The sequence below is a fragment of the uncultured Serinicoccus sp. genome (assembly GCF_947500995.1).
In the GTDB taxonomy this organism is placed as follows: domain Bacteria; phylum Actinomycetota; class Actinomycetes; order Actinomycetales; family Dermatophilaceae; genus Ornithinicoccus.
The window spans coordinates 224,124-237,731 of the sequence record NZ_CANMUA010000004.1; the positions used below are offsets into that span (position 1 = coordinate 224,124).

Annotated in this window: 15 protein-coding genes and 1 riboswitch; of the genes, 2 read left to right on the plus strand and 13 right to left on the minus strand. The window is 73.5% G+C overall.

All coding sequences use genetic code 11. The features are described from left to right. Positions 1-70: 70 nt before the first annotated feature. A complete protein-coding gene (locus Q0967_RS08135; protein WP_298749279.1) occupies positions 71-790 on the plus strand; it encodes a DUF421 domain-containing protein in 720 nt (239 codons plus the stop codon). On the opposite strand, the gene Q0967_RS08140 is transcribed toward Q0967_RS08135, so the two are convergent. Together Q0967_RS08140 and Q0967_RS08145 are read right to left on the minus strand one after the other, a co-directional pair. Then, entirely contained in the window at positions 698-1,978 is a 1,281-nt protein-coding gene (locus tag Q0967_RS08140) for an APC family permease (RefSeq protein WP_298749277.1), read from the minus strand. The genes Q0967_RS08135 and Q0967_RS08140 overlap by 93 nt on opposite strands. Positions 1,979-1,995: 17 nt before the next feature. After that, positions 1,996-2,427 (minus strand): OsmC family protein, encoded by a 432-nt coding sequence (locus Q0967_RS08145; protein WP_298749274.1) that lies wholly within the window; start codon positions 2,425-2,427, stop codon positions 1,996-1,998. 18 nt (positions 2,428-2,445) lie between these two features. Here Q0967_RS08145 and Q0967_RS08150 point away from each other — a divergent pair, with 18 nt between their 5' ends. Then, positions 2,446-3,069: a histidine phosphatase family protein gene (locus Q0967_RS08150; RefSeq protein WP_298749272.1), complete on the plus strand. Its 624-nt coding sequence runs from the start codon at positions 2,446-2,448 to the stop codon at positions 3,067-3,069. On the opposite strand, the gene Q0967_RS08155 is transcribed toward Q0967_RS08150, so the two are convergent. From Q0967_RS08155 to Q0967_RS08205, 11 genes are all read right to left on the minus strand, one after another. Then, positions 3,066-4,610, minus strand: coding sequence for a glutamate--cysteine ligase (locus Q0967_RS08155; RefSeq protein ID WP_298749270.1), 1,545 nt, complete (start codon positions 4,608-4,610; stop codon positions 3,066-3,068). The genes Q0967_RS08150 and Q0967_RS08155 overlap by 4 nt on opposite strands. Positions 4,611-4,668: 58 nt before the next feature. Next, positions 4,669-7,575 carry an aminomethyl-transferring glycine dehydrogenase gene (gcvP, locus tag Q0967_RS08160; RefSeq protein WP_299449585.1) on the minus strand — a complete coding sequence of 969 codons (2,907 nt, stop codon included), beginning with the start codon at positions 7,573-7,575 and terminating at the stop codon, positions 4,669-4,671. 82 nt (positions 7,576-7,657) lie between these two features. After that, positions 7,658-7,754: riboswitch (glycine riboswitch) on the minus strand. A 57-nt stretch (positions 7,755-7,811) separates the two neighbouring features. Further along, a complete protein-coding gene (locus Q0967_RS08165; protein ID WP_298749706.1) occupies positions 7,812-8,360 on the minus strand; it encodes a MerR family transcriptional regulator in 549 nt (182 codons plus the stop codon). Positions 8,361-8,508: 148 nt separating this feature from the next. Further along, the gene (locus Q0967_RS08170; RefSeq protein WP_298749266.1) at positions 8,509-9,006 is read right to left on the minus strand and encodes a bifunctional nuclease family protein; all 498 of its coding nucleotides are present in this window, start codon (positions 9,004-9,006) and stop codon (positions 8,509-8,511) included. A 64-nt stretch (positions 9,007-9,070) separates the two neighbouring features. Further along, entirely contained in the window at positions 9,071-9,850 is a 780-nt protein-coding gene (locus Q0967_RS08175) for a MerR family transcriptional regulator (protein WP_298749262.1), read from the minus strand. Then, positions 9,847-10,308 (minus strand): FHA domain-containing protein, encoded by a 462-nt coding sequence (locus Q0967_RS08180; protein WP_298749259.1) that lies wholly within the window; start codon positions 10,306-10,308, stop codon positions 9,847-9,849. The genes Q0967_RS08175 and Q0967_RS08180 overlap by 4 nt, the downstream gene beginning before the upstream one ends. Positions 10,309-10,400: 92 nt before the next feature. Continuing rightward, the gene (gene gcvH, locus Q0967_RS08185) at positions 10,401-10,790 is read right to left on the minus strand and encodes a glycine cleavage system protein GcvH (protein WP_298749257.1); all 390 of its coding nucleotides are present in this window, start codon (positions 10,788-10,790) and stop codon (positions 10,401-10,403) included. 64 nt (positions 10,791-10,854) lie between these two features. Then, positions 10,855-11,682 (minus strand): DUF881 domain-containing protein, encoded by an 828-nt coding sequence (locus Q0967_RS08190; RefSeq protein WP_298749255.1) that lies wholly within the window; start codon positions 11,680-11,682, stop codon positions 10,855-10,857. Continuing rightward, on the minus strand, positions 11,683-12,015 hold the full coding sequence (locus tag Q0967_RS08195) for a small basic family protein (RefSeq protein ID WP_298749253.1): 333 nt from the start codon (positions 12,013-12,015) through the stop codon (positions 11,683-11,685). It lies immediately after the preceding gene. Next, a complete protein-coding gene (locus tag Q0967_RS08200; protein ID WP_298749251.1) occupies positions 12,012-12,941 on the minus strand; it encodes a DUF881 domain-containing protein in 930 nt (309 codons plus the stop codon). Before Q0967_RS08200 ends, Q0967_RS08195 begins: the two co-directional genes overlap by 4 nt. Next, on the minus strand, positions 12,941-13,573 hold the full coding sequence (locus Q0967_RS08205) for a CDP-alcohol phosphatidyltransferase family protein (protein ID WP_298749249.1): 633 nt from the start codon (positions 13,571-13,573) through the stop codon (positions 12,941-12,943). Before Q0967_RS08205 ends, Q0967_RS08200 begins: the two co-directional genes overlap by 1 nt. Between the last annotated feature and the right edge of the window lie 35 nt (positions 13,574-13,608).

Below are 13,608 nucleotides of genomic sequence, written 5' to 3' on the forward strand. Positions count from 1 at the left end.
CTCCTAGCCTGCCCGACGGCACCGACGGACCTCCACCGGTTTGTCGGGGGCCGTCTGCCACCATGGGGCCATGCGTGACCTGTGGCACTACATCGGGATCACCCCGGCCGGGGCGATCGCCGTGGTGCTCAGCACGGTCACCATCTACTTCGTCTTCGGCGCGGTGCTGCGGCTGTGGGGCCAGCGCCTCTACTCCAGCCCGCGCAGCCTCGACCTCGCCATCGTCACCGTGCTGGGCGCCATCGTCGGCCGGTCCACGATGGGCCACGTGCCGACCCTGACCGGGGGGCTCATCGCGCTGGGCACCCTGGCCACCCTGGAGGTGCTCTTCCGCAACCTGCGCCGGCTGCCGCTGCCCCAGCTGGACGAGCAGTCGCGCGCCCGCGCCGCCGTGCTCGTGGTGGCGGGCAAGGTGCAGACCGACACCATGCGGACCTACGGGCTGACGACGCCCATGCTGTGGAGCGCCCTGCGTCAGGCGGGCGTCAGCCACCTCGCCCAGGTGGCCCTGGTGGTCCTGGAGCCGAACGGCCAGATCTCGGTGGTCCGGGCGGGGCAGCCGATCCACCCACGGGCCCTGCTCGGGGTCAAGGGGGCGCACCGGGTGCAGGAGCACCTGCGCGGCGCGGGCCACCTGCACACCGGCCACGCCGAGCAGCCCCGGGCCGCCCACCCCTCGGAGCCGACGTCCGGCTCCTCACCGCGCAGCGTCCCGGCCCCGGGTCAGGGCGTAGCCGACCAGCCCCAGGGCGAGGACGGCCAGACCTCCGGCGACGGCGGACCCCGGTAGGGCGAGGGCCAGCGTCAGGCACCCGGCCAGGCCGAGCCCGGGCACCCAGGGAGCCCCGCGCCACTGCCCCCGCAGCGTGAGGGCGCTGGCGTTGGCGACCGCGTAGTAGAGCAGCACCCCGAAGCTGGAGAAGGCGATGGCCCCGCGCAGGTCCGCGAGGAGGACCACCACGAGCAGCACCGCGCCGACCACCAGCTCGGCCGTCCGGGGCACCCGGCGCGGCCCGGAGAGGGTGGCCCACGCCCGCGGCAGGTGCCCGTCCCGGGCCATGGCGACGGTCGTCCGCGAGATGCCGAGCAGCAGGTTGAGCAGGGCACCGAGGGCCGCGAGCCCGGCCACCACCCGGACCACCCCCTCCCCCGGTCCGGGGAGGGCCACCGCCGCCAGGGCGGCCACGGGGGCCGAGGAGCCCGCGAGGGCCTCCACCCCCAGACCGCGCAGCAGGCCCACCGCGAGGAGCAGGTAGACCACGAGGACCACCGTCAGCGAGATGCCCACCGCGCGGGGGATCGTCCGCCGCGGGTCCCGGACCTCCTCGCCGAGGGTGGCGATGCGGGCGTAGCCGGCGAAGGCGAAGAAGAACAGGCCCGCACCCTGCAGCAGGCCGAGGACGTCGTCGCCGAGCGTCACCGGGACGGTCCCGGGCGCCGGGGTGCCAGGCAGGCCGGCCGCGACGAGGACCCCCAGGAGGGTGGCGAGGACGACCCCGACGACCACCCGGGTGACGCCGGCGGAGCGCTGCACCCCCGCGAGGTTGAGCGCCGTCACCGCGACCACGGTGACGACGGCCGCGGTCCTCTCCCGGCCCGGTGCCAGGTAGGCGGCGGCCGTCATGGCCATGGCGGCGCACGAGGCCGTCTTGCCGACGACGAAGGTCCACCCGGCGAGGTATCCCCAGAGCGGGCCGAGCCGCTCGCGGCCGTAGACGTAGGCACCGCCGGCGGCGGGGTGGCGTGCCGCGAGCGCCGCGGAGGACAGCGCGTTGCACGTGGCGACCGCCCCGGCGAGGAGCACCGCGACGAGGACCGACACGCCGGCGGCCTGCGTGGCCGGTCCCCAGACCGCGAACACCCCGGCCCCCAGCATGGCCCCCAGCCCGACCCCCACGGCGTCGCGCAGGGTGAGGGTGCGCAGCAGACCCTCCCCCACGCCACCCGCGCCACCCGGGGAGGGACCGGGCGACGGCATACCGCGACCGGCTCGGCTCAGCGGATCTCGAAGTCGACCGGCGTCGGCAGGGCGACCGTCCGGGAGACGGTGCACAGCCGGTCGCGGGACTTGGCGACGGCGTCGGGCAGCCGGTCGCGCGCCTTCTGACCGCCCGGTCCCTCCGGGAAGTTCACCTGCACGGTGACCGTGACCGGCCCGAGGTGGTTGCCGTCGGCGTCCCGCAGCTTCTCGGCCCCGGCCGAGATCTCGAAGGACGACGGCTCGGCCTTGCGCGAGGTGAGCAGGTCGATGTCGATGCCGGAGCAGCCGGCCACCGCCACGAGCAGGAGCTCGACCGGCGAGAACGCCGTCCCGTCCTCCCCGGCGCCCATACCCACCGGGATCGACCCGCCACGCGCGTTGACCGCCTCGAACTGGCCGGGCCCGGTGCGGGTCAGGGACACGGAGCGGTAGCTGTCATCAGGCATGTGGGTAGTGTGCCAGGAATGGACGACCCCACCAGCGAGATCCCCGGCCCTGCCATCCCCCCGCACCGCCTCGTGCTGATCCGGCACGGCGAGACCGAGTGGTCGCGCTCCGGCCAGCACACCGGCCTCACCGACCTGCCGCTGCTGCCCGAGGGCGAGGAGGCGGCCAGCGGGCTGCAGAAGGTGCTCGAGGGGCGGACCTTCGCCCACGTCCGCTGCTCGCCGCTGCAGCGCGCCCGGCACACCGCGCAGCTCGCGGGCCTGCGGGTCGACGAGATCGACGAGGACCTCAAGGAGTGGGACTACGGCGGCTACGAGGGGCGCAGCACCCCGGACATCCGCCGGGAGCTGGGCTACCGGTGGAACGTCTTCCACCACGGGGTCGTCCCCGGCGACACCCCGGGCGAGACCGTGGAGCAGGTCTCCGGGCGCGCCAGCGTCGTGCTCGAGCGGGTGTGGCCCCATCTCTTCGAGGGGGACGTGGCCCTCGTCGGCCACGGGCACGCGCTGCGCATCCTCACCAGCGTCTACCTGAGGCAGGCCCCGCGGTTCGGCCAGCACCTGACCTTCGAGGTCGGCTCCGTGGCCATCCTGGGCCACCACCGCGAGCAGCCCACGGTGGAGGCCTGGAACCACCGCTAGGCCGAGCGCTCCGCGACGTCCTGCCGGTCCCCGGTCACAGGGTGCTCGGCCTGGACGTCCGGCACGTCCCACAGGTGCACCGGGGTGTTCTCCTCGGAGTGGTCGAGGTAGTGCCCGAACATGGCGCGCAGCGCCTCCGGTCGGGACCAGCCGGCGGCCTCGTAGGCCTCGGTGACCGCCACCTGCCAGCTCGCCCCGTTGGTCCGCGCCCGGCAGCGGCCCTCGATGACGGACAGGTAGTGGCTGCGGACCTCACGCCGCAGCCCCAGGGCAGCCAGGCCGTCGTCGGCGACCGACAGCAGGTGGTCGGCCACCAGGTCGACGGCCGGCAGGGTGCCGACACCGGGCCAGACCTGGGTCGCCGCGATGCCGTGCTTGGCCGCCTCCCGGAAGTTGCGGTCGGCGTCCGCGAAGGACATCTTGGTCCAGATGGGGCGACCGCTGGTCGTGAAGGACTCCAGCAGCCCGTAGTAGAAGCAGGCGTTGGCGACCGTGTCGACGGCGGTGGGACCCGCGGGCAGCACGCGGTTCTCCACCCGCAGGTGCGGGACGCCCTGGGTCGTGTCGTAGATCGGACGGTTCCAGCGCCATACCGTGCCGTTGTGCAGCTTGAGGTCGAGCAGGTGGGGCACCCCGCCGGCCGCGAGCACCGCCTTGGCGTCCTCGTCCGAGCTCTCCGGCAGCAGCGCCGGGAAGGACCGGACGTTCTCCTCGAAGAGGTCGAAGATCGAGGTGATCCACGTGCGCCCGAAGTAGGCGCGGGGGCGGACGCCCTGGTGCTTGAGCTCGATCGAGCGGGTGTCCGTCATCTGCGTGAACAGCGGGATGCGGGTCTCGGCCCACAGCCGCTTGCCGAAGAGGTAGGGCGAGTTGGCGCCGACGGCGATCTGCAGGCTGGAGATGACCGTCGCGGCGTTCCAGTAGACCGGGAAGTCCAGCGGCGTGACCTGCTGGTGCAGCTGGACCGAGGTGCACCCCGACAGCGGCCCGATGGTGTCGTGGTAGCTCTCGACCCGCTCCCCCGTCGGCCCCTCGATCTCCAGCTCCAGCCCCTCGCCGCGCTCCCGGATGAGGGAGTCGTTGAGCGCGGTGTAGCGCACCCCGTCGGACAGCCACGGCTGGTCGAAGAGCTCGGCCTGCAGGGTGGGGACGACCCCCACCGAGGCGACCCGGCAGTCGTGGCCGCGGGCCGCGTCACCGGCGCGCCGCAGCGACTGGGACAGCCAGCGCTCCAGCCGTACGGCCTGGTCGCCGGCCATCGGCCGCGGGGGCACGTTGAGCTCGATGTTGTAGCGCCCGACCTCGGTCTGGAAGTCGCCGTCGCCGATGTCGGCCAGCACCTCGCGGTTGCGCAGCGCCGGGTCCAGCGTCTCCTCGTCCACGAGGTTGAGCTCGATCTCCAGGCCCATCTGCGGTCGGGTGAAGTCGAACCGGCTCCCCTCGAGCATCTGCTCGAAGCAGTCGAGGTCGTCGCGGACCTTGGCGCGGAACGCCATCCGCTGCTCCCGCGTGAACTCGCTGTGACTCACCTCTTGGCCCATGCGCTGAATCCTCACACACTGGGGGCTGCATGACCACCACCACCGACGAGCGGCGCGCTCAGGACTCGAAGTCCTCCGGCGGGGGGCAGGAGCAGACGAGGTTCCGGTCGCCGTAGACGCCGTCGATCCGGCGCACCGGCGGCCAGTACTTGCGGTCGGGGTCGACACCCTGGGGGTATGCCGCGCTCATCCGGTCGTAGGACGCGTCCCACTCCCCCGCCAGCGACAGCGCGGTGTGCGGCGCCCCGCGCAGCGCGCTCGCCTCGACGCCGCCCTCGGCCTGCGCGGCCTCGTCCATCTCGCCGCGGATGGCGATCATGGCGTCGATGAAGCGGTCGATCTCGGCGAGGTCCTCGGACTCGGTGGGCTCGACCATGAGGGTCCCCGCCACCGGGAAGGACATGGTCGGGGCGTGGAAGCCGTAGTCGATGAGCCGCTTGGCCACGTCGTCGACGCTCACCCCGGTGGCCTTGGTCAGGCCGCGCAGGTCGAGGATGCACTCGTGCGCCACCAGCCCGTGGTCCCCGGTGTAGAGCACCGGGAAGTGCTCGTGCAGACGGCGGGCGACGTAGTTGGCCGACAGGACGGCGACCTGCCCGGAGCGGGTGAGCCCCTCCCCGCCCATGAGCCGGATGTAGGCCCACGGGATCTGCAGGATGCCGGCCGAGCCGAAGGGGGCTGCCGAGATCGGTCCGGGGCCGCTGCTCGGGCCGGCCTGCTCGTCGAAGGGGTGGTTCGGCAGGTAGGGCGCGAGGTGCTCGCGCACCGCGACCGGACCGACGCCGGGGCCGCCGCCGCCGTGCGGGATGGTGAAGGTCTTGTGCAGGTTGAGGTGGCTGACGTCGCCGCCGAACTCCCCGGGCTTGGCGATCCCGAGCAGGGCGTTGAGGTTGGCGCCGTCGACGTAGACCTGGCCGCCGGCGTCGTGCACCAGCTCGCAGAGCTCGGTGATGGTGTCCTCGTAGACGCCGTGCGTCGACGGGTAGGTCACCATGATCGCCGCGAGCTGCTCGCGGTGGGTGTCGATCTTGGCGCGCAGGTCCTCGAGGTCGACCTCCCCGGTGCCGGTGCTCTTGACCACGACGACCTTGAGACCGGCCATCACCGCGCTCGCGGCGTTGGTGCCGTGCGCGCTGGCGGGGATGAGGCAGACGGTCCGCTGGTCGTCGCCGTGGGCCAGGTGGTACTTCCGGATGGCGAGCAGCCCGGCGAACTCCCCCTGGGCGCCGGCGTTGGGCTGCAGCGACACCCGGTCGTAGCCGGTGATCTCCTCCAGCCAGCCGCACAGCTGGTCGATGAGCTCGCGGTAGCCGGCGCTCTGGTCGGCCGGCGCGAACGGGTGGATCGACCCGAACTCCGGCCAGGTCACCGACTCCATCGCCGTGGTCGGGTTGAGCTTCATGGTGCACGACCCCAGCGGGATCATGCCCCGGTCCAGGGCGTAGTCCTTGTCCGAGAGTGCACGCAGGTAGCGCAGCATCGCGGTCTCGCTGCGGTGGCTGGAGAACACCGGGTGGGTGAGGTATGCCTCGTCCCCGGCGCGGGAGAGGTCGCCGAACACGGCCGGGAGGTCCTCCCCGGGGGCCGGCTCCCCCGGCCCGTCGCCGGCGGGCAGCCCGTCGGGGTCGGCCCCGAACGCCTCCGCGACGGCGCGCAGGTCGGCCGTCGTCGTCAGCTCGTCGACCGACAGCAGCACGGTGTCCTCGTCGACCCGCCACAGGTTGATCCCGCGCTCGAGCGCCGCGGCGAGCACCTCGTCGGCCCGACCGGGGACCCGCACCTGCAGGGTGTCGAAGAAGCGGTCGCCGGCGAGCTCGAGCCCGGCGGCGGTGAGCACCTCGGCGAGGGCGGACGCCTGGTCGTGCACCCGCCGCGCGATCCGGCGCAGCCCCTCCGGGCCGTGCCACACGGCATACATCGAGGCCATGACGGCGAGCAGGACCTGCGCCGTGCAGATGTTGGACGTGGCCTTCTCCCGCCGGATGTGCTGCTCGCGGGTCTGCAGCGCCAGGCGGTAGGCCTGCTTGCCGTCGACGTCCTTGGAGACCCCGACGAGGCGGCCCGGCAGGGTGCGCTCCAGGCCGTCGCGCACCGCGAGGTAGCCCGCGTGCGGGCCGCCGAAGCCGAGCGGCACCCCGAGGCGCTGGGTGCTGCCGACGGCGACGTCGGCGCCCCAGCGGGAGGGCGGGGCGAGCAGGGTGAGCGCCAGCAGGTCCGCGGCGGCCGTGACGAGGGCGCCGGCCTCGTGCGCGGCGCTGCTCAGGTCGGCGAAGTCGCGGACCTGGCCGTCGGCGCCGGGGTACTGCACCAGGACGCCGAAGACCTCACGGTCCCCCGCCGCGGCCCGCAGGCCCTCCGTGTCGGCCACCCCGCTGACGTCCGCCGTCACGACCTGCCAGCCGATGGCCTCCGCCCGCGCCCGCACGACCGCCTCGGTCTGCGGGAAGACGTGCTCGTCGAGCAGCAGCACCGCGTCCTGGGTGACCTTGCTGGAGCGGCGCATCAGCGCCATGGCCTCGGCGGCCGCCGTGCCCTCGTCCAGCATGGACGCGCCGGCGACGGCCAGGCCGTTGAGGTCGGTGACGACCGTCTGGAAGTTGAGCAACGCCTCGAGGCGGCCCTGGGAGATCTCCGGCTGGTAGGGGGTGTAGGCGGTGTACCAGGCCGGGTTCTCGAGGATGTTGCGCAGGACCACCGGCGGCGTCTGGGTGCCGTAGTAGCCCAGGCCGATCATGGGGGTGACGACGGTGTTGCGGCCGGCGAGCTCGCGCAGCTCGGCGATGACCGCCTGCTCGCTGGGCGCGGCCTCGATCGCCAGCGGCGCCGCGCCGCGGATCCCCTCGGGGGTGGCCGCCTCGACCAGGGCCTCGAGGCTGTCGTAGCCGACGACCTCGAGCATGCGCTCGACGTCCTCGGGGCGGGGACCGACGTGACGCGCGACGAAGTCGGGTGCGTGGTGGCTCATGGACGGAGGGCTCCTTCGGGCTCGGGCCTGCGCTGGCACCTCCCCCTCTGCCGGTCCCGCGCACGGGACGTTCCAGAGTTGCCTGCTTCGCGTGGTCCCGGGCGCCTGAGAGCTTGGTGGGGAGTATGCCCCTTCGGCGCCTCACCGCTGCAGGGTGAGGACTCTCCCACGCGACGTCGTCGGCGTGACCAATCTAGCACCGGTCTGGCCCAGGTCGACCCCGGCGGGCCTGCCGGTCAGGAGGTCTTGCGGGCCCGTCGGCGAGCGGACAGCTCGTCGCCCGGGTGCTCGCCGACCGGGGCGTCGGCGCGCTCGCTGGGCAGCTGGGCGAGCTGGCCCTCGACCTCGCGCCAGACGCTGCCGACCGCGATGCCGAAGACGCCCTGGCCCCCGCGCACCAGGTCGATGACCTCGTCGTCGCTGGTGCACTCGTAGACGCTCGCCCCGTCGCTCATGAGGGTGATGTGCGCCAGGTCCTGGACGCCGCGCTCGCGCAGGGCCGTCACCGCCACCCGGATCTGCTGCAGCGAGACCCCGGTGTCGAGCAGCCGCTTGATGATCTTGAGCACGAGGATGTCGCGGAAGCTGTAGAGCCGCTGCGTGCCCGAGCCGGAGGGGTTGCGCACCGAGGGCTCCAGCAGGCCGGTGCGGGCCCAGTAGTCGAGCTGGCGGTAGGTGACGCCGGCGGCGCCGCAGACCGTGGGGCCGCGGTAGCCGATCCCGTCGTCCAGCGCAGCGGTGTCCTCGGTGAACAGCAGCCCCTGCGAGGCGGCCGGCTGGTCCACCGGGCGTTCGCTCGACCCGCCCGGCGCGTCTGCTCCAGCGTTCACCGGTCCTCCTCGCAGTTGTGACTCGTGTGGCTGAGGTGCCGCATGGGCACGGGTCGACGGTATGCGCAGCGGCACCCCTGGTCAACGACGCCACGCCGGGACATCAGCCCCGGTCCTCGTCGGTGCCGGGCTCCCCGGGCGACTCGAAGTCCTCCGCCGACACCTCGTCGAGGAACTCCCGGAAGCGCTCGACCTCGTCCTCCTCCTCGACCGCCATCGTCACGCCGACGTCGTCGAGCAGCTCCTCCGTGGTGCGGATCGGGGTGGCCGAGCGCAGCGCGAGCGCGATGGCGTCGGAGGGCCGGGCCGACAGGACGGTCTCGCCGTCGAAGTGCAGCTCGGCGTGGAAGATGCCGTCCTGGAGACCGGTGATGCGCACCTCCTCCAGCGTCCGCCCGAGCGCCCCGATCATCGTGACCATGAGGTCGTGGGTGAGGGGCCGCGGTGGCTCGACGCCCTGCTGGGCGTAGGCGATCGCGGTGGCCTCCGGGGCGCCGATCCAGATGGGGACGTACCGCTGCCCGTCGCGTTCGCGCAGCAGGACGATCGGGCTGTTGTTCGGCATCTCGACCCGGACACCGAGCACGTCGAGCTCTCTCACCCTGCCACGGTACCGCTCCCGGCCGCCGAGCGCGGGGCCGGAGGTGACCGGCGGGTCCGAGCGCTCAGCGCTGGGCGAGCCCGGAGCGCACGAGGGCGACGTGCAGGGACAGCGTGTGCGCCAGCAGCTCGGCTTCGCGGTCGGCCGGGTCCGGGCCGGAGGCGCCCCGGGCGCGCCGGCGACGCAGCGGCTCGAGCAGCTGCTGGGTCAGCCCGATCTCGCGGTCCGCCGCCACCCGGAAGAGCCGCAGGTGCCGGGCCTCCAGCCCGTAACGGGACAGCGCCACCGCGGCCTCGGCCACATCGACGTCGTCGGCCTGGTGCTTGCCCCCCGCGTCGGTGCGCAGCAGACCGAAGGCCTTGAGCTGGGCGTAGGCCGCGGAGTCGAGGCCGGTGCGCTCGCGCAGCTCCGGCGGGGACAGGCGGACCGCCCGGCGTCGCCGCAGCGCGCCGGGGCTCAGGTCGGCCACCGGCACGCCGGTCGAGACCTCGGCGGGCGGGGCCGGCGCCGGGGTGGCCGGGGTCGCGGCGGGTGCGGGGGTGGTCAGGCCCGGCACGTCCAGTCCGCGGTCCAGCCGGTCGAGCGCGTCCTTGATGACCTTGAGCGGCCAGAACCGGTCGCGCTGGGCGGTGAGGACGAAGCGGAGCCGGGCGATGTCGGCCTCGGTGAAGTGGCGGTAGCCGGAGGCGCGGCGCTCGGGGCTGATGAGCCCCTCCTGCTCGAGGTAGCGGATCTTGGAGTCGGTGAGATCCGGGAAGTCGCCGTGCAGCTGCTTGAGCACAGCACCGATCGAGACCCCCCTCGCCGGTCCGGCGGGAACGTCGTCGTGGGCCGCCGAGCTCACGACCGACCGAGGTAGTAGACCAGCCGGAACTTGCCGATCTGCACCTCGTCGCCCTGGCTGAGCGGCATCTCCTCGATCCGCTGCCGGTTGACGTAGGTGCCGTTGAGCGACCCGACGTCGCGCACGGCATACCCGTCCTGCTCCTTGACGAACAGGGCGTGCCGGCGGGAGACGGTGACGTCGTCGAGGAAGATGTCGCTGTGCGGGTGGCGCCCGGAGCTCACCTCGTCGGCGTCGAGCAGGAACCGGGCCCCGGAGTTGGGCCCGCGCAGCACGATGAGCAGGGCCGTGCCCGGCCGCAGCGCGTCCACCGTGCGCTGGTCGTCGGCGGAGAGCCGGGGGGCCTCGTCGTCGAAGGAGTACTCGGCCGCGGGGAGGTCCACGCCGCCGGGCAGGCGGGCCGTCGTCGGGTCGGCACCCAGGTCGTGGTGCTCGCGGTCACGATCGTCGCCACTCATGGTGCGGACCTCCTCGTCGGTGGGGTGGGCGTGCTGACCGTCGACCGGCGGTCGACGGTGGTGACCCAACTCTACGTCAGGCCCCGGACACCTCAGTCGAGCTGGCTCTCGTAGGCCTCGGCGTCCATGAGCCCGTCCAGGACGGAGGGGTCGGCGAGCTTGAGCTCGTACATCCAGCCCTCGCCGTAGCTGTCGGTGTTGACCAGCTCGGGGGTGGCGTCCAGGAGGTCGTTGACCGCCGTGATCTCGCCCGCGAGGGGGGCGTAGATGTCGCTGACCGACTTGGTCGACTCCACCTCCCCGCAGGAGTCCCCGGGAGCCACGTCGTCACCCACGGAGGGCAGCGAGACGTAGACGACGTCGCCGAGCGCGTCCTGGGCGTAGGCGGTGATGCCGACCCGCACCACCCCGTCCCCCACGTCGCGGACCCACTCGTGGTCGGTCGTGTAACGCAGGTCATCGGGGTACTGCAAGGTGCTCATCGCTCTCCTCGGACGGACGTACCGGTCGCCGTGCGTGTCTCGGACGGCAGTGGCCTGCCGCGACCTAGGGGGCCTGGGTCGGCGGCACAGGCTGAGCGTAACGAGGCTCGCTCGGCTCGTGCAACGCATCGATGAGCACCGTGTCCGCCTCCACCACGGTCACGCCCGCGCCGGCCCCGCGCAGGGAGTCGGAGAAGCCTCCGGGGATGGCCATGGCTCCGGCGAGGGTATGCGCGTCCCCCACCGCGGTGATGGTGTAGGGGGTGCTGAGCGCCTGGCCGTCCAGCAGCACCTCGCCCTGGTCGCCGGTCCCGACGTAGGAGGAGGCGACCACCCGCACCGTGCCGACCTGGATGGCCTCGGCGCCCGCGTCGCGCAGCTCCTGGATGCCGTCCAGCAGCATCGTCTGCGTGATGACGCCGCCCTCGTCCTCGACGAGCACGGTGATCCCCGGTCCCTCGACCGGGACGGTGCCGGCCAGGATCTGGTAGGACTGCAACCGCTGCCGGGCCGCCTCGCGGGCCGCCTCGTCGCCCTCCGAGCCCAGCAGCCGGGATCGGTCGTCCTCCAGCTGGGCCACCTCCACGCCCAGCTCCTGCGCCCGCGTGGTGACGTCGTCGAGCAGCGCCACCAGCTCGGTCTCCCGCAGCTGCTGCAGGCCCGCCTCCTCGGTGACCCGGGCCTGGGCGACGAGCGCGACGCCGAGCGAGGCGGTGAGCAGGGCCGCGACGAGCTGGCCGCGCGTGGGGTGGAACCGGCTGAAGGCGCGCAGCCGTCGTCGCGCCTCCTCGCGGCTGGGCAGCGGTCGTCGGCGCAGCCGGGGGGTCCGGCGCCCCGGCCGGTCCGCCGGAGGGCTCTGGTCCGGGGGCGGGGGGTCGGTTCCGTCGGCCACTCAGGCCCCCAGGAGGTGCCGACGGATGGCGGCGACGTTGGAGAAGATCCGCAGGCCCAGCACCACCACCACACCGGTGGACAGCTGTGCCCCCACCCCCAGCTGGTTGCCGAGGAAGACGATGAGCGCCGCCACGACGACGTTGGAGAGGAAGGAGATGACGAAGATGCGGTCGTTGAAGATGCCCTCCAGCGAGGCCCGGGCCGCGCCGAAGACCGCGTCGAGCGCGGCGATGACGGCGATGGGGAGGTAGGGCTGCAGCCAGCCCGGGACCTCAGGGCTGACGACCAGCCCCAGGACGATGCCGACCATCAGGCCGAGGACGGGGATCACCGGGGCTCCTCACGGGTCGGGGTCGAGCTCGGCAGGTCGTCCTGCTCCGGGGTCTGGGGCGCCAGCTCGGTCGGGATGCGGCCCTCGCGGGTGCTGAGCCGCGCTCCGGCCCCGACGACGAACTGCTCCTGGGGCACGACCTCGGAGCGGAGCCCGAACTGCCGGTCCAGCTCGGTGAGGTAGGCACCGGTCATCCCGGACGTCAGCTCCTCCTGCAGGGCCGCCGGGTCGCCGATCGCCCGGACGACGTAGGGAGGCGTGAGGCCACGGAAGTCGACGATGATGGCCTGCCCGGCGAAGCGGATCGCGGACGTGCTGGTCAGCCGGTGCTCGTTGATGGCGATGGCCTCGGCGCCCGCGCCCCACAGACCGTTGACCACGAGCTGCAGGTCGCGCGAGGTGACCCGCTCCAGCTCGCCCTCGTCCCCCGGTGCGGCGTCGGTCGCCCGCTCGGCGTCCCGCAGGGTGACCTCGACCCCCGGCCCCTGGAGGGCGACTCCTCCGGCGCGCAGCTCCGCGGCGGCCAGCCGGGCACCGCTGCCGGTGGTCTGCAGCTGCGCCTGCTCGATGCCCCGTATGTCGGCCCGCAGGTCCGCGACCTGCTCGCTGCGCTCGTCGCCCAGGGCCTGCGCCGCGTCGATCCGCTCGATGAGCTGGTCGCGGCCGGCCGCCTCGGCCGGGTCCGGCGTGCGGAGGGTGGCAGCCGTCACGGTGAAGAGCAGACCCAGCGCCACGGCCGTCCCGAACATCAGCCACGTCCGCGTGCCCGAGGAGGGGGTCAGCCCCTGGGCGAGCCGGTCCTGCGCCGCCGAGGAGTAGCCAGGGCCGACCGGCGGGTCGAGGACCTGCTCCAGGAGCGCCATCGAGGCCGCGGGGTCGCGCTCGGTCGGCGGGTCTCCCGGGGCTCCGGGCTCGGGCCGGCGCATCAGCCGGCCACCCGGGCCCGGCGGCGCTCGCGCACCATCACCGCGACCTGCCAGCCGTAGACCAGCCCGGTCACCCAGTAGAGCACGGTGCCCCACCACACGAGGGCCCACCCGGAGGCCAGGCTCAGCACGCTCCACCAGCCCGGCACGTGACCCAGCAGCACGAGGGGGAAGCCCCCGAGGAGGTTGAAGGTGGCGGCCTTGCCGATGAAGGTCACCTCGGGGATCGGGAGCTGGTGGTGACGGACCACGGGATACATGAGCACGATGAACAGCTCGCGGGCGAAGAGCACCGCGACGAGCCACCAGGGGATGACCGCGACGGCGGCGAGCCCGAGCAGCGTCGCCGCGATGTAGAGCCGGTCGGCGATCGGGTCGAGGACCTGCCCCAGCCGGCTCGTCAGCCCGTAGTGCCGGGCGATCTTGCCGTCGGCGAAGTCGGACACGCCGGCCACCACGAGCACCAGCGCCGCCCACCCCAGCTCGCGCTCGGCCAGCGCCCAGATGAAGACGGGGACCAGCGCCAGCCGGACCATGGAGAGGAGGTTGGGCACCGTCCACAGCCGGTCGGTGACCGGCAGCACGCGCTGCCGGTCGGCCCCTCCGGAGCTGTCCCCCTGGACGTCGGTCATGGCGTCGAGTGTAGGCGCTGGGGGACCGCCCACCC